Below are 18667 nucleotides of genomic sequence, written 5' to 3'. Positions count from 1 at the left end.
GCGATCGAACGAGACCATGCCTGACAGCCTGACGACTCCCGAACACATCGCCTCGACCTGGCTCGACGCGAGCCCCCGCGACGCGCGCGACGCCGATTGGCTGCGTTCGCTCATGTCCGACCTGATCCTGCTCCAGGTCGTGGACGAGCGCATGCTCAAGCTCCAGCGCTCGGGCCGCATCGGCTTCGTCGGCTCGATGCGTGGGCTCGAAGGGATGCTGGTCGGGGCCGGTCGTGCGATCCCCCAGAGCGATTGGCTGTGGTCGGGCCTGCGCGAGGGCGGCGCCGCGTTGATCCGCGGACTGCCGCTGTCCGAGTACATCGCGCAGATGTACTGCAACAGCTTCGACACGGCGAAGGGGCGGCAGATGTGCAACCACTTCCAGCACGCCGGCACGCACTACCCGTCCTGGTCGAGCGTCATCGGCACGCAGATCCCGCACGGCGTCGGCGCGGCCTTCGCGAGCAAGCAGAAGGGCGACGGCGCGGTCCACACGATCTTCTTCGGCGACGGCGCGACCAGTTCGAACGGCTTCCACTCGGGCCTCAACATGGCCGCCGTGTGGAAGGCGCCGTGCGTGTTCGTGTGCGTCGACAACGGCTGGGCGATCTCGGTCTCGAGCCGCGACCAGACCGCGTCGAAGGGCTACGCCGTGAAGGCGAAGGCCTACGGCATGCCGGGCGTCGAGGTGGACGGCAACGACGTGGTCGCGACGCACGACGCGCTCGTGTCGCTGATCGAGCGCGCGCGCGCCGGCGAGGGGCCCGCGCTCCTGGTGCTGAAGACCTACCGCTTGATGGGCCACAGCTCGTCGGACGACCCCACGAAGTACCGCGACCAGCGCGAAGTGGACGAGTGGCTCGCCAAGGACCCCGTGCCGCGCTTCGAGCAGCGCCTCGTGGCCGACGGCGTGATCGACGCGGCCTTCCTCGAGCGCACGTTCACCGAGCACCGCGCCACGGTCGACGCCGAGATCCACGTGCAGGAGGCGGCGGACGCCATGCCCCTGCGCAGCCTGGTCGACGACGTCTACTCGGGCGTGCCGCGCCACCTGCGCCGTCAGTACAACGAGTTCCTGCGCGTCTCGGAGAAGCTGGGCGAGGCCCGCAGGGGCGACGGTGCCTTCCCGCTCTGAGTCCGACGCGGCGCGCGCGACCGAATCGAACGAGCTCCCCGCCGCCGTGCTGCCGCCCGTCGACGAGGTCGCCGCTCGGCGTCCGCGCCTCTTGACCACGCGCGACGGCGCGCTGTTCGCCGGACTCGTCAGCGGCGTCGCGCGCTACTTCGGCCTCGACGCCGGACTGCTGCGCGTCCCGCTCGGCCTCGTCTTCCTGGTCGGCCTCCTGTTCTGGTGGCCGCTGGCCCTCGCGCTCGGCGTCCTCTACCTCGCCCTTTGGCTCGCGATCCCGCAAGAGGACGCGTTGCGCGACTCCTGATCGGCAACCTCTCGAACACGCGCGCGCTCGCGCCGACGCCCCGCGCGTTCGGCCCCGGCGCCGCTCCCGTCCCCGATTCTCCCCCCGCTTCCGCAACGTCTCGATGAGCAAGAACGTCGTCGTCATCGGCGCTGGCCCCGCCGGCTACGTGTGTGCCATTCGCCTCGCCCAACTCGGCAACCAGGTCACGGTCGTCGAGAAGGACGCCCTGGGCGGCACCTGCCTCAACGTGGGCTGCATTCCGTCCAAGGCGCTGATCGCCGCGGGCGCGCTGCTCGACAAGGCGCGCCACGCCGAGACCATGGGCATCACCTTCGGAACGCCGAAGGTGGACGTGGGCAAGCTCGTCGAGTGGAAGTCGGCGATCGTCGGCAAGCTCACCGGCGGCGTCGGCGGCCTGCTCAAGAACCACGGCTGCAAGGTCGTGCGCGGCGACGCGACGTTCACCGGACCGAAGACCGTGAAGGTCTCGGGCGGTGCGGACGGCGACGTCACGCTGACCGGCGATCACATCGTCATCGCGACCGGGTCCGTGCCGATCAACATCCCCGGCTTCACCTGCGACGAGAAGGACGTCTGGTCGTCGACCGGCGGCCTCGCGCCGACCGAGATCCCGGGCCACCTGGTCGTGATCGGCGGCGGCTACATCGGCCTCGAGCTGGGGATGATGTACAGCAAGCTCGGGTCGAAGGTCACCGTGCTCGAGGCCTCGCCCGGCGCGCTGCCCGGTCAGGAGCGCGATTGCGTGAAGGTGATCGAGCGAAGCTTGAAGAAGATGAAGATCGAGATGCTCACCAAGACCTTCGCCAAGTCCTGGAAGAAGAAGGGCAGCAAGACCGTGGTGAGCGCCGAGGTCGACGGGAAGATGCGCGAGATCGAGTGCGATCAAGTGCTCTCGACCGTCGGGCGGCGCCCGTTCACCGAAGGGCTGGGCCTCGACAAGGCGGGACTGGCCGTCAACGACCGCGGCTTCCTCGAGGTGGACAGCCAGCTGCGCACGAAGGTCCCGCACATCTTCGCGATCGGCGACGTGGCCGGCCAGCCGATGCTCGCCCACAAGGGCAGCAAGGAGGGGCTCGTCGCCGCCGCCGTCATCAGCGGTCAACCGGACGAGTACGACGTGCGCTGCGTGCCCGCGGTCATCTTCACGTCGCCCGAGATGGCGTCGGTGGGTCTGACCGAGGACCAGGTGAAGGAGAAGGGGCTCGAGTACAAGACCGGTTCCTTCCCGTTCGCCGCGTCGGGCCGCGCCATGAGCCTGATGGAGACCGACGGCTTCGTGAAGATCATCTCCGACGCGAAGACCGACGAGATCCTCGGCGTGCACATGGTCGGGCCGGAAGTGACCGAGCTGATCGCCGAGGCCACGCTCGCCATCGAAATGGGCGCGACGGTCGAGGACATCGCTCGCACCATCCACGCGCACCCGACGCTGCCCGAGGCGATGATGGAAGCGGCGGAAGCGGTCCACAAGATGGCCGTGCACATCTACCAGAAGCCCTGACCGGGAAGTGGTGCGTCGCGGATGAGTGCCGAGCCCCAGCGCGAGCTCGAGGTGTTGCACCTCGGGCGCGTGGACTACCTCACGGCGCACCGACTTCAACAGGAGCGCCTCGCGCGCCGCATCGCGGGCGAGGTGCCCGACGGACTCTTGCTGCTCGAGCACGACGAAGTGGTGACGCTCGGTCGCGGCGAGTCCATCTCGGCCGCCGACCGTTCGGCCCTCGAGGCGCGCGGCGTGGAGCTGATCGACGTGGAGCGCGGCGGGGAGGCCACCTGGCACGGGCCAGGGCAACTCGTCGCCTATCCGATCATCGAGTTGCGCGAGGGCGAGCGCGATCTGCACCGCTACCTGCGCACCCTCGAGCAGGTCGTGATCGACGTGCTCGCGGGGCTCGGCATCGAGGGCTCGCGCAAGGACGGCCTGACCGGCGTGTGGATCGACGAGCAGAAGGTCAGCTCGATCGGCGTGGCGGTCCGTCGTTGGACCACGTGGCACGGCGTGTCGCTCGACGTGAGCAACTCGCTCGAGACGTTCGGTGCATTCCACGCCTGCGGACTCGAGCCGGGGATCATGACGCGGGTCGTCGACCGGGCCCAGGTCCCGACCGACGACCCGCTGTTGGCGAACGCCTTCGCACGCGCCTTCGCGACGCGCTTCGGCCGCCGACCCGTCGAGTGACGGACCGGCGGCACGGGCCGACCGTCAGAAGGACCAGTTCGCCCAGGGGTTGGACGTGATCAGGCTGGCAGCGCTCGTGTAGACGGGGGTGGGGTTCGAGAGGGAAGAGGAGTTCGTGTTGTCGATCAACACGCTCGAGAAGAGAACCCCGAAGGAGATGCCCCGGTCGTTCTGGGCGGCCAAGAGCTCTTCCGCCTGAAGATCTACTCCGAAGGAACCCGTGAGACCGGAGTCGGTGTTCAGGGACACCGTTGCCCGCGAGACCAAGCACGCGTAGACCGAAAGCGAATTGATGCCGTCCCCGCCGTTCTCGATGGCCGCCACGTTCCTGAACTCGAGCAGGTACGCGAACACTTCGAACCCGTGGGATCCGTTCCCGGATGCGCTGCACGAGTCGATGCGCATCTCGCTCTCAGGGCTCAGGGACGTGTCGAGCAAGAACCCGGCATCGCCCGAGTCGGCCGCCAGGCAGTGGCTGGCCTCGAAGAATGTCGTATCGAAGTCGAACCCGACCAGTTGGTACCGGAATCCGACGGACGAGTTCAACGCGGCCAATGAGCCGAAGAGGCTCGTCGATGTGCCCTCGGACCAGACTCCGGTCTCGCTCCCGACCATTGCGCAGGCCGTGACCACTGTGTTGGTGGCCGTGCTCCTGATCGCTGGCCCAGAGGCTTCAGCGATCGCCGAGTGCGAGATTGCGAGAACTTCTACCAGGCCAGTGCCCGAAATGCCCGCACCGCTCGCGATGCCACTCGATTCGACGTGACTCACGGCACACGAATGGATGGTCGTGGACGCCGCGCTGGATCGGATTCCGCTGTCGGCCGCCTCCAGGTTGGCAACGCAAGTCTGCGCGACGGTGGCCGCTGCATCCGTCGTGACTCCGCTGAAGACGGCGATACCGCCGCCCCACGAGCGGGTGAGCGTGGTGCCGATGACGCTGCACGGGGCGTAGAGTGCGATGGCCGATTGAGGGACGGCGAGGCTACAGCTGCGCACGACGCAGTCCACGACTTGCGTCCCGCCGCCTACGCCGAAGAGCCAATCGGCGATTCCAGAGGAACCGTTCTCGACGAACGTACAGCCGAAGATCGTCGAGCCGCCCTTGCTCAAGAGTCCTAGGGCGCTGTTGTCGCACGACGCGACGTTGCGTACGGACGCAGTGGTGCCACAAACCAGTCCGCTTTCGTCGTTGGAACGTGCCGTGGAGGTCGCGATCGAGAAGCCCTCGTTGGAATTGCTCGACGATACGCCGATCGAGAAGCCGTTCGAGTTGTCGGCGGCGAGGCTGCCCCAGACACGCGAACCGGCCTCCGTCATGAGCCCTTCCTGTTCGTTCGAGCGCAGGATCGAGTCGTCGACGGAAGACCCGAAGCCGAGCACTGCCCCGCGCTTGTTCGAGACCGAGACGCATCCCGCGACTCGAACCCCGGGGCGAACGCTGGTCTGAGCGAGGTCGGAGCTCGTGATTCCATCCTCGCCATTGCCGGCGACGATACAACCATGGACCTTGGAGTCCTCGCCGACGCGCACGCCGAACGTGGTGTTGTCGATCGCGAAGCAGTCACCGACGTCGGCGCGTGCACCGAGGTCCACGCCCGCTGCGTTCCCGGCCAAGGTCACGCCTTCGACCCGGACGCCCGTCGAGCCGACGCCTTGGATCGCGGCCTGGGTCCAGCCGCGCAAGGAACCATTTCGGATCGTGACGTCGGTGCTCGTCGGATCGATGAGGATGCCGGCGGTCCCCGTGGACTCGCCGAACAGGGTGGAGCCGGCGAGGTCGATGGTGACGCCACTCCCCGCGACGGTGATGCCGGTCGCAGCACTGCTCGCGCGCAGTACTCCTTCGACCACGTACGTCCCCGGTCGCGTCGCCGTGTAGGGCAGTGCGTCGATCGTGAACGTGTCGAACGCCGGTGCGAGGACCGACACGGCGGTGGGGGCCGCGAAAGGTGCGGCCACGGCCGCTGGCGCAAAGCCTGCGAGAAGGAGGAGGATGAGAGCGGATCGACGTCCGCCCAAGTTGGTGAGATTCATCGTCGTAGTGGTGTTCGTCGGTGCGGTCGTGGAAGCGAGTGAAGTGCGGCTCATTGTCCGGTCGTGGCGGTGGAGATGCTCTTCGTGCGCAGCTCGGAAACTCGGTGAAGGACAGAGTCGCTCGTCTTCGATTCGGTGCGTGCCGTGTCTGTTCCGCCGTTGGAGGTCGGTGCGCCAGCCTCGGCCTCACGATCGGCAAAGGTGGCGGTCGCGTCGCCCAGTACTTTGGCGAGTGCCGTGTTCCGCTCGGTCCGCGAGTCCTCGAGAGCCGAGCGCAGGTCGCTCGGATCGACAGCTTCCAGTTCTCCGAACTTCTGGAGGATCTGACGTCGCCCTCGGCGCTCGGCCGCGAGGATCGCTTCCGCCGCTGCGATCGCGCTCGGTTCGAGATCGAGTCCGTCGAGCAGCTGTGCCGCTCCGAGCGCCGTCGCGATTGCCTCTCCACGAGTGGAGGCGAGTTGCCGATCGGCGGAGATCGGGGTCCTCGATCGTTGGGGCGTGGAGCCCAGCGCAAGTTCTGCCTCTGCCGCGGCCATGCGTGTCGGCCGCGTCGATCGATCCCAAGCAACTGTCTCGTCGAGGACGTGCGCCCGAGCGGCGTCGTCCACGAAGATCGGTTCGATTCGGTCAGCGCTCAGGGCGAGGGCGCCTACGGCGGCGCTCATCAGGAACGACGCGGTTGCAAGGAGGATGGTCTTGGTTCTCATGATTCTCTAGTGGTTGTTCGTTGTGCGTTGAAGCGTTCCGACGACTACTCCTGGTTGGACCAGGCGCCCAGCGGAGTCGAGAAGTTGATGTCGGAGACGGGTCCGAGGAATGTGGCGCCGAGGTAGTTCGAGTCGATGTTCAACTCGGACAAGCAGCCCGTCACGAACCCGTTCGGTGCGTAGATTCCGACGAAACTGCGCGATACACGGCAGTCGCGCACGGCGCAGAACCCGTCGGCGTAGATGGCGGCGTGGCCAGTGGTGGTGTTGATGCGTGCCGTGCAGGCTCGGATGTCGCTATAGGCCCCGGCTTGGATGCCGTTCGTCCCGTTGGAATTGGCCGTGCACTCCGTGAGCTTGGAGTGGTTGCCGGTCAAGATCCCTACGCCGATGTTCTCGTTGCCGGAGCACTGCTGCAGGACGACGCCGCCCCCAGTGAAGATGCCGGTGTCGTTTCGGGTCGCATGGCAGTTGCGCACCAGGCTGAGCAGGTCCGCAACGATGCCGTCGCCTCCGTTCTGCCTCGCGGTGCAGTTGGTCAGGATCGAGCGCGGGCCGCACCAGAGTCCATCCGCTCCGTTCGCGTTCGTCGTCGTGTTCTCCACGACGCCGTTCTCGAGGACGAAGATGCCGCGCACTCCACAGTCGGTCACCGTGCAGTGGGAGACGACGGAGGCCGAGCCCACGTCGATCCCGTCGACCTGGTGCCCGGAAACCGTGCAGCGCTCCATGCTGACGCCCTCGAAGACGAAGATTCCGTCTCCGGTGCCGAAGCCGGAACTCGCGTGGACGGTGCAGTCGGCGACGACGCTGACGACGCCCTCGGCGGCGGCACCGGTGCCGATGTAGATGCCCACGTTGGTCGAGTCGATCACCGTGCAACCGCGGATCGAGCACGGCGCTTGAGCGTTGATGCCATCGCCGGTGCCGCCGGAGCTCGCCCCGTTGCGCTCCGCGAGACAGTCGAGCACGGCACTCCCCGGCTGGCCGACGGGCAGCAGGAATCCGTGCGAGCCGTTGCCGCTCGCGATCGAGGCTTGGACGGACGAACCTGCGAACACGACGATGCCGCGCTCGAGGTTCTCGTTCGCGACGCAGCCCACCACGCGCGAACCCAGGGTCATCGCGTTGATACCGGAGCCCGTGTTGCCCGAGGCTACGCAGTCCTCGATCACGGCGCCTTCGCTACACGTGGCGGCGTAGTTGCACGGTTCGATCACGATGCCGTCCCCGTCGTTGAGTCGGGACGTGCATCCCGTGACGACCGAGCCAGCGGTGACCGAGATGCCGAAGCCGGGCGCGTTGAAGCTCGTCGAGCAATCGACACACCGAGTGTCGAAGCCGGCGAAGATGCCGCCGGCGTTCGCGTTCGACACGCACCGGATGAACGACGTGCCGTCGCCGAGGTCGCTGAGGTCCGGAACCGCGCAGACGATTCCAGGGAGGCCGGCACCGGTCACCGTGCAGTCGACCACGATCGAGTTCGAGCCGACGATGATGCCGTTGAGGGTGCAGTCGATCGCCGTGCAGCGCTCCACGACGAAGCGGTCACCGACGATGAAGCCCGTCCCGAGGGTGTCGCTGGTCGAAAGATCCGACAGTCGGCAGTCCGTCGCGAACGACGCGTGGACCGCGTTGCCCCAACCGAGGATCGCGCCGTTGCGAATCCGCACGTTCTGCACTCCGCTCGTGATGAGGATGCCCGCGCGGCCGCTGGCGAGCCCCTCGAGAGTGTGCCCCCCGAGGTCGAGAACCACGTCGTTCGCCGTGATCGTGATGCCGACACCGTTCGTGGCGAGATCGAGGTTGCCGGCCACGACGTAGGAGCCGGGCCGTTGGATCTCGACCGGCAGCGACGTGATGACGTGCGCGACGGAAGCGGGAGCGGGGGCCGGGGCAGGAGCCGCTGGCGTCGCCGCGGTGGCTGGAGTCAGGCCGGAGGCGACGAGCGCCAAGCCGGCAAGAACGGCGGCTCGTCCGAGCCTCGCCGTGTGGTGGTGGATCTTCATGGTTCTGGGCGAAAGGGGGTTGCCGGATCCACCGGCGCTCGGACCTCGCCCTGTCGAGGCGAGGGGCGAGGGCCGGGGGTGGGGGTGGGGCTCTTCAGTGGAGGAGAGGGCGAACGAGGGCTCCGGACCCGCATGTGTGGCCGTGCTCCGCTGCCCTCCGTGGACTGGGGACTCCGATCCCGATCCGCGGGCGCAGAGAAAGTGCAGGTTCTCGGGTGCCCGGCCGGCGAAGGAGGCTGGTGCCGCCCGGGTCGAGTCGGGGGCCGGGCCGTTGCGGCGCCTGCCAGCCGCTGCCGCGTCGCGACGGAAAGGAGCCATTCGCCCCCAGTTCCGCTCGGAGGTCGTCCGATCGTTGGCGTGGACGTGTCCGCCGGACGCGCCCGTCCCCCCATGGAATCGACTCGAACAGACCTTCAGCGGGGTCTTCACCCCGCCCTGCGCCCGCACTGGTCGGAACGCGCCCTCGTCTTCGCCACGCCCGCGGCCCTCGCCACGGCTCTGGCGTCGGCGGGTGGCCCCGTGGCCGGTGCGATCGGCGGGGTCGTCGGCGCCGGTCTCGGCGTCGGGGCCGCGCTCTTCGCGAGCGGTCGGACGCGGGCGCGCCTGGCGTTGATCGACGAGGCGCGCCGGGAGGCGGTGGCCGGTGGCCGCGACGACCTGCGCGCCCAGATCTCCGAGATCGTGGCCGAGGCGGCCCGTACCGGGGCCGAGTTCGAGCGCCGAGCGGTCTACGCCGAGGACGCCCGCCGCGCGCAGAACCGCCTGCTCGCCGAACTCGCGCCCGAGTTCTACGCGCTGCTGCGCTCGATGGGGCACCACGCCGAACAGCTGCGCGGCCTCGAGCTCGAGCCCGAGGACGAACACGCCGCCGAAGCCCTCTGTGACGCGACTTCGTCCATGCGGCGTCTGCTCGGCGCGGTGCTCGACCTCGCCCGCGCGCGCGCCGGCAAGCTGCGACTGCGCGAGCGCGACTTCGACCTCGCGGCGGCGCTGGATCGCATCGCGCGCTCGTTCGACCCCGCAGCCCGCAACAAGGGTCTGGAGTACCGCATCACGGTCGGTCGCATGTCGAACCACTGGCGCTTCGGCGACGAGCGGCGTCTCCAGCAAGTGGTCGAACGCCTGCTGTCGGCCGCGCTCGACACCTGCGAGCGCGGGTCGATCGAGCTCGACGTGGCCGAGGACGCCGAACGCCCCGACCGCATGGTGTTCGTGCTCAACGACTCCGCGCCGGTCCACGACCAGGCTTCGTTCGAACGCCTGCTGGGCGAGTCGCCCACGGGATTCGACAACCTGTTCGAGCTGGACGCGTCGCTGTCGCTGGCGCTCGCCCGCGGACTGGTCGAGGTGCTCGGCGGCGAACTCGAGGCCTCTGCGCGAGCGGAGGGAGGTCACACCATCCGCGTCGTCCTGCCGTTGCCGATCGGCAGCGATCCGCGCTCCGAGCCCGAGGTCGCGAGCGCCGACGGCGTCGGACTGCGCGCCGTCGTCGCGGTGCCGGCCAGCCCCGACGGCGACCTCGTCGAATCGGTCGCCTCGGGTCTCGGCTGGATCGTGGCGCGCGCCACCGACGTGGACGCCGTCGACGCTGCACTCGCCGAGAGCGGTGGTTGTGACGTGCTCGTCGTGTCCGCGGCTCTCGACGACGGCGCCGGACCCGCGCGCCTCGCGGACTGGCTCGAACGCTGGCCCGGTTCGGTCGGGACGCTGCTCCTGTCCGGCGGTGTCGCCGTCGATCCGCGTCAGTTGGCGAGCTGCGGCGCGCACCTGTGCCTCAGCACGCCGCTGCACCCCGGTCGACTGCGCGATATGTTCGTCGACCTGGCCTTCGCCGGCGCGCTGGCTCCGGTCCGAACGACGCGGGTGCTCCTCGCGACGGACGACGACGACGCCGCGACCCAGGAGACGGCGGCGCTCGTCGCCCAAGGGCACACCGTCGACCGCGTCACCGGGTTCGACGAGTTGCTCGAAGCCTTCCAGGACGCCGTCTACGGCCTGATCGTCGTCGATCCTGAGCTCGTCCGGAGCGACGAGGACGGCGCGCCCAGCCTCGAACGTTTGGAGGCCCTGCGCGGTTTGTCGGCAGGACCTTTCAAGATTCGAGTCCTCGAGAACGGACAAGAGGAAGCCAGCCACGACCGCTCCACCCGCGAGCGGTCGGAACACGAGACGTCCTCGGCCACCGACCGTTGGACATCCGGCCCCACCTCCCAGGTGCGCACCCAAGACCCCGAGACCGAAGTGATCGATCCCCAATCAGCCGAAGCCGCCGTCGACAAGGCAGTCCTCGAGAGCCTGCGCGAGCTTGGCGGTGAAGACGAACCCGGTCTCGTGCGTGAACTGATCGAGCTGTTCTTCGGCGACACGCCGGCGCGCCTCGAAGCACTGCGAGCTGCCGTCGCTCGCGACGACTTCGAAGAGGCCCAACGCATCGCGCACGCGCTCAAGTCGAGCTGCGGCAACCTCGGTGCCACGGTGCTGTCGGACCTGTGCCGAGCCATCGAAGACTCCTGCCGCCGCGGCAGCGTCGACTCCGTCCCCTCACTCGTGGACCGTTCCACCGCGGAGTACATCCGCGTCGTGGATGCGCTGTCCGACGAATTGCGCTGACCGCAGTGACCCTCCCTACCACCCACCCCGACGTCCCCGAGCACCCCGGTCCACCGCGATGACACGCAAGGAATTCGAAGATCTGAAACAGAGCGGTCAACTGCCGTCTCCCGCCGGAGTGGGGATGAAGATCCTCACGCTCACGCAGAAGGACGACTGCTCGATCGACGACTTGCAGGGAATCCTCCAGGCCGACCCCGCGTTGACCGGACGGATCCTCAAGCTCGCCTCTTCGGTCGGCGTCGCTGGTTCACAGCCGGTGCGTTCGGTCAAGGAAGCGACGATGCGACTGGGGCTGCGCACGGTCACGAGCGTGGCTCTGGGATTCTCGCTCGTCTCGAGCAGCCGCATCGGTCAGTGCGACCGCTTCGACTACGACGAGTACTGGGCCCGCTCCCTGGTGCGCGCGCTCGCGGGGCAGGAGATCAGCGAGCGCACGGGACGCGCCGTGGCGGCCGAAGCGTTCACGTGTGCACTGCTCGGACTCGTCGGGCAACTCGCGCTCGCCAGCTGCCACCCGGACGACTACGCGCAGCTTCTCGACGAGCTCGAGGAGGATCCGACGCTGGATCGCTGCGCGCGCGAGTCCGAGCTGTTCGGAATCGACCACCTCGAGGTCACCGACTGCCTGATGGCCGAATGGGGGCTCCCGGACTCGTTCGGCGAGGTCTCGATGGCTCTCGGTCGCGAAGGCGGTGACGAAGCGCTCGAGGGCTACTCGCGCGAACTCTACGAGGTGCTGGCCGACGCCCGCATCATCGCCGACTACGCCATGAAGGGCGCGCAGGCCGACGCGGAGTCCTTGGCCGGAATGGGTCAGCTCGAGAACCGACTCGCCATCTACGACGTCTCGCTGGGCGAGCTGTGCAAGCTGGTCATGGGTCAGTGGATCGAGTGGGGTGAACAGCTCAGCCTCGAGACCTCGAGCTACGCCAATGCCGTCCGCACCGACCGCAACTGGGAGGACGACGCGAAGCGCTCGGCCAGCCCGATGGATCGCACCGTCCAACACGGCGCCGACGTGCTCGTGGTCGACGACGATCCCGTCGCGCTGAAGCTGCTCGCGAAGCTGCTGCAGGACGAGGGCCACCGCGTCATGCTCGCTCGCGACGGCAAGGAAGCGCTCGCGATCACGCTGAAGAAGCGCCCGCAGGTCGTGATCTCCGACTGGTTCATGCCCAAGCTCGACGGCATCGAGCTGACGCGCACGCTGCGCCGCACCAGCTGGGGCAAGCGCATCTACCTGCTCCTCCTGACGGGCAACGATCGCGAGGATCGTCTCCTGACAGCATTCGACGCGGGTGTCGACGACTACGTCGCCAAGCCGTTCAAGCCGAAGCTGCTGATGGCGCGCCTGCGGGCCGGCGTGCGCATGGTGAAGCTGCAGGAGCAGGTCGAACTCGACCAGGAGATCCAGCGCAAGAACTCCGTGCAGATGACGCGGATGAACCGACAGCTCAAGGAGGCGGCGAACACCGACTTCCTCACCGGTCTTCCGAACCGCCGGCACGCGATGGCGCACATGGATCGCGCCTGGAAGCACGCGCTGGCCACGGGCACGACGCTGTCCGTGCTGATGATCGACATCGACAAGTTCAAGAGCGTCAACGACACCTACGGACACGACGTCGGCGACGTGGTGCTGAAGGAGACGGCGCGCGTGATCAAGGGCGCGGTGCGGCGCAACGACATGGCGGCGCGGATGGGCGGCGAGGAGTTCCTCGTGATCGCTCCCGGCGCCGACCTCGACGAGGCCCGCATGGTCGGCGAACGGATCCGCATGCGCGTCGAGAGCAGCCACATCAAGTTCGGCGACTTCGACCGCAACGTCACGATCAGTGTCGGCGTGGCGACGATGGACCCGAGCATCGGCGACATCGACCATCTGATCCGACTCGCCGACGAAGCCGTCTACGTCTCCAAGTCGAGCGGGCGGAACCAGGTCAGCGCGACGTCCCACGGTTCGCAGCAGGCGAAGTCCGCGTGACGACGAGAGGGCGGCGGCGCCCTCGGAACGACCAAGGGGTTGGGAGCCCGGGAAGGGGCTCGACGGGGTCCGTGGCCTAGCGCCACGGGCCCCGTCCTCTTTTCTCGGTTCGACGTCGTTGCGCCGACTCGCTCCGGGCTGCACTCCGTCGAGCCGTGCCGACGCGCGGCGCCCGGCTATCATCCGCCGCCATGAGCATCGCGCGACTGCTGGAGAAGATCGGGCTCGGTTCGCCGCAGGCGCGCGCGTGGGCGACCTACGACTGGGCCAACTCGGCCATGTTCACGATCGTCATCACGGCGATCTTCCCGGTCTTCTACGCCAAGTCGATCGCGGGTGAGCTGGATCCGGAGGAAGCGAAGAAGTTGTTCCTCTTCGCGACCACGGCGTCGCTCGGACTGTCGGCGGTGCTCGCCCCGGTGCTCGGCGCACACGCGGACGTGCGGGGCCGGCGCAAGACGATGCTGGCGGCGAGCATGCTGATCGGGGTCGTCGCCAGCGCTGCGCTGTTCTTCTTCGACGTCGGCGATCACTGGCCCGCGCTCGTGGCCTTCGGGCTCGCGAACCTCGGCGCGACGCTGAGCATCGTCTTCTACGACTCACTGTTGCCGTTCGTCGCGCGCGGTGGCGACGTCGATCGCATCTCGACCGCTGCCTACGGCCTCGGCTACCTGGGTGGGGGGATCGCGCTCCTCTTGTGTTCGCTGATGATCTCGAGACCCGGCGCGTTCGGTCTGCCGGTCGAGGGCACGCTCGCGGTGCGCACGGCGTTCCTCGTCGTCGCCGTCTGGTGGCTGGTGTTCTCGGTGCCGATCCTGCGCGGCGTTCCCGAGCCGCCCCCGATGCCCGGCGGCGAGCGGCTCGGCGCGTTCGCCCAGCTGCGTTCGACCTTCGCCGAGCTGCGTCGCTACCCGCAGGCCCTGCTGCTGCTGGGCGCCTTCCTGATCTACAACGACGGCGTGGTGACGATCGTGCGCATGGCGGGGATCTTCGCCGAGCAGCGCGGCTTCGACTTCCCGTTCGTCATCGGGGTCCTGATCGCCGTGCAGTTCGTCGCGCTGCCCGCGGCCTTCGCCTACGGCCAGCTGGCCCGGAAGATCGGCCCGCGTGCCGCCGTCCTGATCGGGATCGCGTGCTACGCCGGCATCACGGTCCTGGCGGCGCTGATGACGACGAAGGCGCACTTCGTGGCGTTGGCGATGGCGGTCGCGTTGGTCCAGGGCGGGGTCCAGGCGCTCAGTCGCTCCCTGTTCGCCTCCCTGATCCCGTCCGCCCGCAGCGCCGAGTTCTTCGGGCTGTTCGGCGTGGCCGAGAAGTTCGCCGCGATCCTCGGGCCGCTGGTCCTGGCCCTCGCGATCGACGCCACCGACGACAGCGACCTGGCGGTCCTGTGTCTGCTGCCCTTCTTCGCGATCGGCGCGGCCATCCTGTGGCGGGTCGACGTGACCGGCGGGCGCGCGGCCGTGGCGGCGGCGGACCCGCTCGCGGACGAGTCGGACGGACCCGCGAGATGAAACTCGATTCCACCTGCCGACGAGCCCGCTCCTAGGGCTCGCCGCGGGGGTCGAGCGCCCGACCGAACGCCGACTCGTTCGAATTCTCCCGCTCTTTGCAAAGAGGCGCGCCCCGGTGTCGTACTCCTGCTGACGAGAAGTTGAAGGGCGCACCTCATCCGCGGTCTGGATGGGGAAAACTGGGTTTTCGGGTGGGCGTGCGCCCTCACCTTGCCGGGGCTCCGGGAGCAGATCTTGTGCTCTTCGGGGCCCCAGCTCTTTCTGGCCAGCTGGTTCTCGCTCGGGTCGTGTGCGCGGGCCGGGTCCAGCGGGCGCCGACCTGGCTCGACCTCGCCGAACGCCACCGCGGCATCGCCCTTCCGCCGGCGGCGCCGGGTGTCTCGTTGCGCCGGTCCTCGGCACAGGGTATTCGTCGCCGATGGACGAGACGCCGCTGGACCGAAGGCCGCTGAACGAGACCGACGCCCTGCGCGAGCGCGCCAAGGAGCTGCGCTGTCTGTATCGCATCCACGCGATCGTGTCCGGTCGCGCGCTGTCTCCCGAGTCCGCGTTCGAACAGGTTCTCGAGGCGCTCCCGGAAGGCTGGCAGCGTCCCGAGTCGACGGGGGCGAGCATCGAGTACCTGGGTCGCCGCTACGTGGGTCCCGGCTACACCCACGACGGAGCGTGCCAGACGCGACCGATCGCGTTGTGGGGGACTCGCGTCGGCGCGCTGACGGTTTCCTGCGGCGCGAGTTCGGAAGGCGCGCCGGACTTCCTCGCCGAGGAGCTCGAGTTGCTGTCCGCCGTCGCCGCGCGTCTCGGCGAGTACCTCGAGTGGAAGCAGACCGAGCTCCTGGCCGGGCGCACGTCGCGCGCCGCCGACCACTGGCGTTGGCGCCACGAGTTCGCCGAGGCCCTGGCGCGGCGGGTCGACGCCGCGGGCTTCGAGATCGACGCCATCTACATCGGCGGCAGCACGGGTGGTGGCGACGCTGGACCGGGGAGCGACATCGACCTGTGGATCCAGTGTCGCGGCGACGGCGCGACGCGCGAACGCCTCGCCGCCTGGGTCGACGGCTTCGGCGCCTGCACGAGCGAGGTCGCGCACCGCCAGACCGGCTATCGGTTCCCGACCGGACTGATCGATCTGCACTGGTTGGACGCGCCGCCCACCGAGCGCAGCCATCCGGGGCTGCGGTCCCTTCCGCTCGGTCCGCCCCGAGGTTGACGGACCACCGTGGGCCGAGTGGCGGCGCCCGTCGGCACCGCCACTCGCGCCCGGCAACGGTCAGCGCGGAACCGCCGTGCGCGTGCCCATCCCCGGTCCGTAGACGAGCGCGTTCGACAGGAGGCGCGCGGTGCCGAGGTAGTAGCCGCGGAAGACCGGGTCGGCCGCGAACAGCACGACCTGACCGGCGCCCACGCGTTCGACCGTCAGGTACGCCGACAGCCCGATGCGCTCGCGCGCTTCCGGCCACAGCAGTCCGGACAGGCGCAGGTCGGCCGCAGCGGTGAAGCGCACGGCGCACGAGTCCTTCGCCAGGAGCGCGGTGCTGCCCTCGAAGAAGACGGGCATCTCATCCGACCCGGCGCCGGCGGTGACCCAGTGCTCGTCGTCCACGTGGGCGCGCAGGATCACGCCCGAGGGACCGAACCGACGCATCCACGTGTCGCGGTCCTCACCACCGGGCAGCGCACCCGCCTCGTCCTCGTCCACGTCGAAGTCCGCACCGGCGGGTTCGAGTTCGCCCGACCACAGCCCTTCGGCGTCGATCGGCGCGGTACCGGCGGCGAGGGCGCGTCGGGCGGCGGCGCGGTACGAGCCGACCTCGTCCAGCGCGTCGCGGTGGCGCACCACGTCCGACAGGCCTTCCTCGCCCAGGACGCCGTTCACGGCCGAGCCGACGGCGATCAGCGTGCCGCCACCGCGCACCCAGTCGCGCAACTGGCCGCTGCGCAACTCGCTCGCCATGCCTTCGGGCGCGACGATCACGTTGTAGCGGCGCAGGTCGCCCGACAAGCCCTCGAGGATCGTGTGCGGCATGCCGAGGCGCACGTCGAGGTGGTGCCACAGGTGTCCGAAGCTGCCGGTGGACGAACCTTCGCCGCCGAGCAGCGCCACGCGCGGACGGGCCAACAGCGTGAAGTGCTGGCCACCGAGGTCGGGGCTCTCGTCGGGCGAGCGGCCGGTGTCGAGCGCGACCAGTTCGACGCCCGCCCAACGCGCCGCGTCCTCGACGAGACGCGCGACGCTCGGTCCGTTCTCGTGGCTGCGCACCAGGAGGCTGAAGCGCGGGAACGAACGCCCGGCCGCGGTGAACGGGCGATCGCCGAGGTGGATCTGCACGCCCATCTCGAGCGCGCGCGCGGCGAAGCGCGGGGCGCGGTCGCTAGCGCCGTCGACGACCCAGGCGTAAGCGGTGCGACCGCTCGAACCGCGCGTGCCCGGGTCGACCGGCGCCGCGCCCTCGGTGAGCCCGCTCGGCGTGCCCCAGTAGCACGAAAGGTCGTAGGCCATGCCGATGTTCCAGGCCGTCACGTCGTACATCAGGCTCGAGTCGTTGCGCTCGAGCTCGCGCCGTTCGCGTTCCAGGGTCTCGGTCGGCAGGTGCGGGTCGAACTCGAAGTAGGCGCGCACCAGTCGACCTTGCTTCTGGGCCACGGGCACCACCAGCGATCCGGCGGGCAGCTCCAGGCTGTCGACCGTGTCGCCGAAGCGACCGACCGCGCCGGTCAGCGTGCCGCCGCCCGTGAAGCTGTACTCCATGCCTTGACCGTCGAGCACGTCCACGAGGACCGCGAGTCGCTCGGGCTTGTCGCCGGGCAGCACGACGAACGCCTCGTCCGCGTTCTCGCCGCCGGACTCCGCTTCGTCGCGCGCGCGGCGGAAGTCCGCCAGGATCGACGCGCGGTGGCGGCGAGCGGTGGCGAGGTTCGCGACCGAGGCCACCAACTGTCCGTGCACCGACTCGCGATAGCTGACCACTTCGCCCGACGCGCGCTTCACCGGCTGGCCGAGCGTGCGCGCCTGCTCGTACAAGAGGCCGATCGCGCCGTTCAGCGACGCCCAGGCGTCCGAGTAGCCCGGGAACCAACCGTCGGCCCATTCGCGCGTGTAGTACGCCCATTGGTAGCGGTCGAACGCGGTGGCCTGGTCGTTCGCGAAGCGCTTCTGCCAGCCGTTCAACGTGCCGGGCAACTGAGGGTGGTACGCCGGCGACTGCGGGTAGAAGAGGAATGTGTCGAGCGGGCCCATCTCGTGTCCGTCCACGAGCACCTGCGGTTCGAACTGACGGATCGCGCGCCAGCGACCGCGCGTCTCGGGTGCGACACCCGTGACCCAGTCGCGGTTCATGTCGATCAGGTAGTGGTTGCCGCGCCCGTACGGCCAGCGTCCGCGTTGCATCGCCGCGTAGTCGGTGTTCGTGACGTAGCCGGACATCTGCCGCAGCTGCGTCCCGATGCGCTCGCGCCCGTCCGGATTCAGGCACGGGTCGATCACGATCACCATGTCGTCGAGCAGCCCGGTCACGTCCTCGCTCGTGCCCGCCACCAGGTGCCAACCGAGGATCAGCGCCGCGTCGGTCGCCGAGGGTTCGTCGCCGTGGATGCCGTAGCCCATCCAGCACACGATCGGCTTGTCGCCCAGCGCATCGGCCTCGGCCTGCTCGTCGCGCTCGGCGGGGACGTCGCCCTCGAAGCGCGACGCCAGCCACTCGTCGAGCCGTGCGTGGTTCTCGGGCGACGTGATCACCGCGTACACCAGTTGGCGACCTTCGTGCGTGCGACCGTAGGGGAACAGCTTCATCCGGCCGCTCGCGCTGGCCCACAGTCGGTAGGCCGCGAGCACTTCGTCGTGGCTGGCCACGCGACTGCCGGCCGCCTGGCCGAGGATCGCCTCGGGCGTCGGGATCGCCGGATCGTGTTGGCTGTTCGGGAAGAACGGCTCGTCCCAGGACAGGGCGGGCGACCAGCTCGGATCGCCCTGGGGGATCGGCGTCGCGGCGCGTTCGCGCGGGCTGGGCAGCGGCGGAGCCGTCTCGGCCGTGTCCGTGCGATCGATCTCCTGACCGAAGGCGGGAAGAGCGGGCGCGCTGCTGAGCACGAGCGCGAGGATGGACGTCACGAACGACGTGCGCATGGATCTGGCGGGGACGTGGGTGGGCCGCGCGGACGCCGGATCGACGACGCCCCGACGGACGG

At 69.1% G+C, this 18667-nt stretch carries 12 protein-coding genes; 8 read left to right on the top strand and 4 right to left on the bottom strand.

The genetic code is table 11. The features are described 5' to 3' along the window. Positions 1-16 precede the first annotated feature (16 nt). From Pla163_RS16275 to lipB, 4 genes are all read left to right on the top strand, one after another. Positions 17-1135 (top strand): thiamine pyrophosphate-dependent dehydrogenase E1 component subunit alpha, encoded by a 1119-nt coding sequence (locus Pla163_RS16275; protein WP_419186045.1) that lies wholly within the window; start codon positions 17-19, stop codon positions 1133-1135. Continuing rightward, the gene (locus tag Pla163_RS16270; protein WP_145190967.1) at positions 1119-1436 is read left to right on the top strand and encodes a PspC domain-containing protein; all 318 of its coding nucleotides are present in this window, start codon (positions 1119-1121) and stop codon (positions 1434-1436) included. Before Pla163_RS16275 ends, Pla163_RS16270 begins: the two co-directional genes overlap by 17 nt. 103 nt (positions 1437-1539) lie before the next feature. Further along, positions 1540-2940, top strand: coding sequence for a dihydrolipoyl dehydrogenase (gene lpdA / locus Pla163_RS16265; protein ID WP_145190964.1), 1401 nt, complete (start codon positions 1540-1542; stop codon positions 2938-2940). 21 nt (positions 2941-2961) lie between these two features. Beyond that, positions 2962-3618, top strand: coding sequence for a lipoyl(octanoyl) transferase LipB (lipB, locus tag Pla163_RS16260; RefSeq protein WP_145190961.1), 657 nt, complete (start codon positions 2962-2964; stop codon positions 3616-3618). A gap of 24 nt (positions 3619-3642) precedes the next feature. On the opposite strand, the gene Pla163_RS16255 is transcribed toward lipB, so the two are convergent. The 3 genes from Pla163_RS16255 to Pla163_RS16245 are packed head-to-tail and all read right to left on the bottom strand — an operon-like array spanning position 3643 to position 8371. Further along, a complete protein-coding gene (locus tag Pla163_RS16255; RefSeq protein ID WP_145190958.1) occupies positions 3643-5655 on the bottom strand; it encodes a right-handed parallel beta-helix repeat-containing protein in 2013 nt (670 codons plus the stop codon). 50 nt (positions 5656-5705) lie between these two features. Continuing rightward, a complete protein-coding gene (locus Pla163_RS16250; RefSeq protein WP_145190955.1) occupies positions 5706-6362 on the bottom strand; it encodes a hypothetical protein in 657 nt (218 codons plus the stop codon). Positions 6363-6406: 44 nt separating this feature from the next. Then, positions 6407-8371, bottom strand: coding sequence for a right-handed parallel beta-helix repeat-containing protein (locus Pla163_RS16245; RefSeq protein WP_419186044.1), 1965 nt, complete (start codon positions 8369-8371; stop codon positions 6407-6409). Between the two features lie 390 nt (positions 8372-8761). On the opposite strand from Pla163_RS16245, the gene Pla163_RS16240 reads away from it, so the two are divergent. The 4 genes from Pla163_RS16240 to Pla163_RS16225 all read left to right on the top strand — a co-directional run bounded on the left by Pla163_RS16240 (position 8762) and on the right by Pla163_RS16225 (position 15692). Then, positions 8762-10981: an Hpt domain-containing protein gene (locus Pla163_RS16240; RefSeq protein WP_145190949.1), complete on the top strand. Its 2220-nt coding sequence runs from the start codon at positions 8762-8764 to the stop codon at positions 10979-10981. A 58-nt stretch (positions 10982-11039) separates the two neighbouring features. Further along, positions 11040-12968 carry a diguanylate cyclase gene (locus tag Pla163_RS16235; protein WP_419186043.1) on the top strand — a complete coding sequence of 643 codons (1929 nt, stop codon included), beginning with the start codon at positions 11040-11042 and terminating at the stop codon, positions 12966-12968. A gap of 155 nt (positions 12969-13123) precedes the next feature. Further along, a complete protein-coding gene (locus Pla163_RS16230) occupies positions 13124-14482 on the top strand; it encodes an MFS transporter (protein WP_419186042.1) in 1359 nt (452 codons plus the stop codon). 418 nt (positions 14483-14900) lie between these two features. Beyond that, complete coding sequence (locus Pla163_RS16225; protein ID WP_145190938.1) at positions 14901-15692, top strand: hypothetical protein; 792 nt, start codon at positions 14901-14903, stop codon at positions 15690-15692. A 60-nt stretch (positions 15693-15752) separates the two neighbouring features. Here Pla163_RS16225 and Pla163_RS16220 read toward each other — a convergent pair whose 3' ends face one another. Then, complete coding sequence (locus Pla163_RS16220; RefSeq protein WP_419186041.1) at positions 15753-18590, bottom strand: M14 family zinc carboxypeptidase; 2838 nt, start codon at positions 18588-18590, stop codon at positions 15753-15755. Positions 18591-18667 lie beyond the last annotated feature (77 nt).

The organism is Rohdeia mirabilis, assembly GCA_007750655.1.
Taxonomy (GTDB): domain Bacteria; phylum Planctomycetota; class UBA1135; order UBA1135.
Note: the sequence above shows the minus strand (reverse complement) of the source record. Positions and strands in the feature narration are given on the sequence as shown.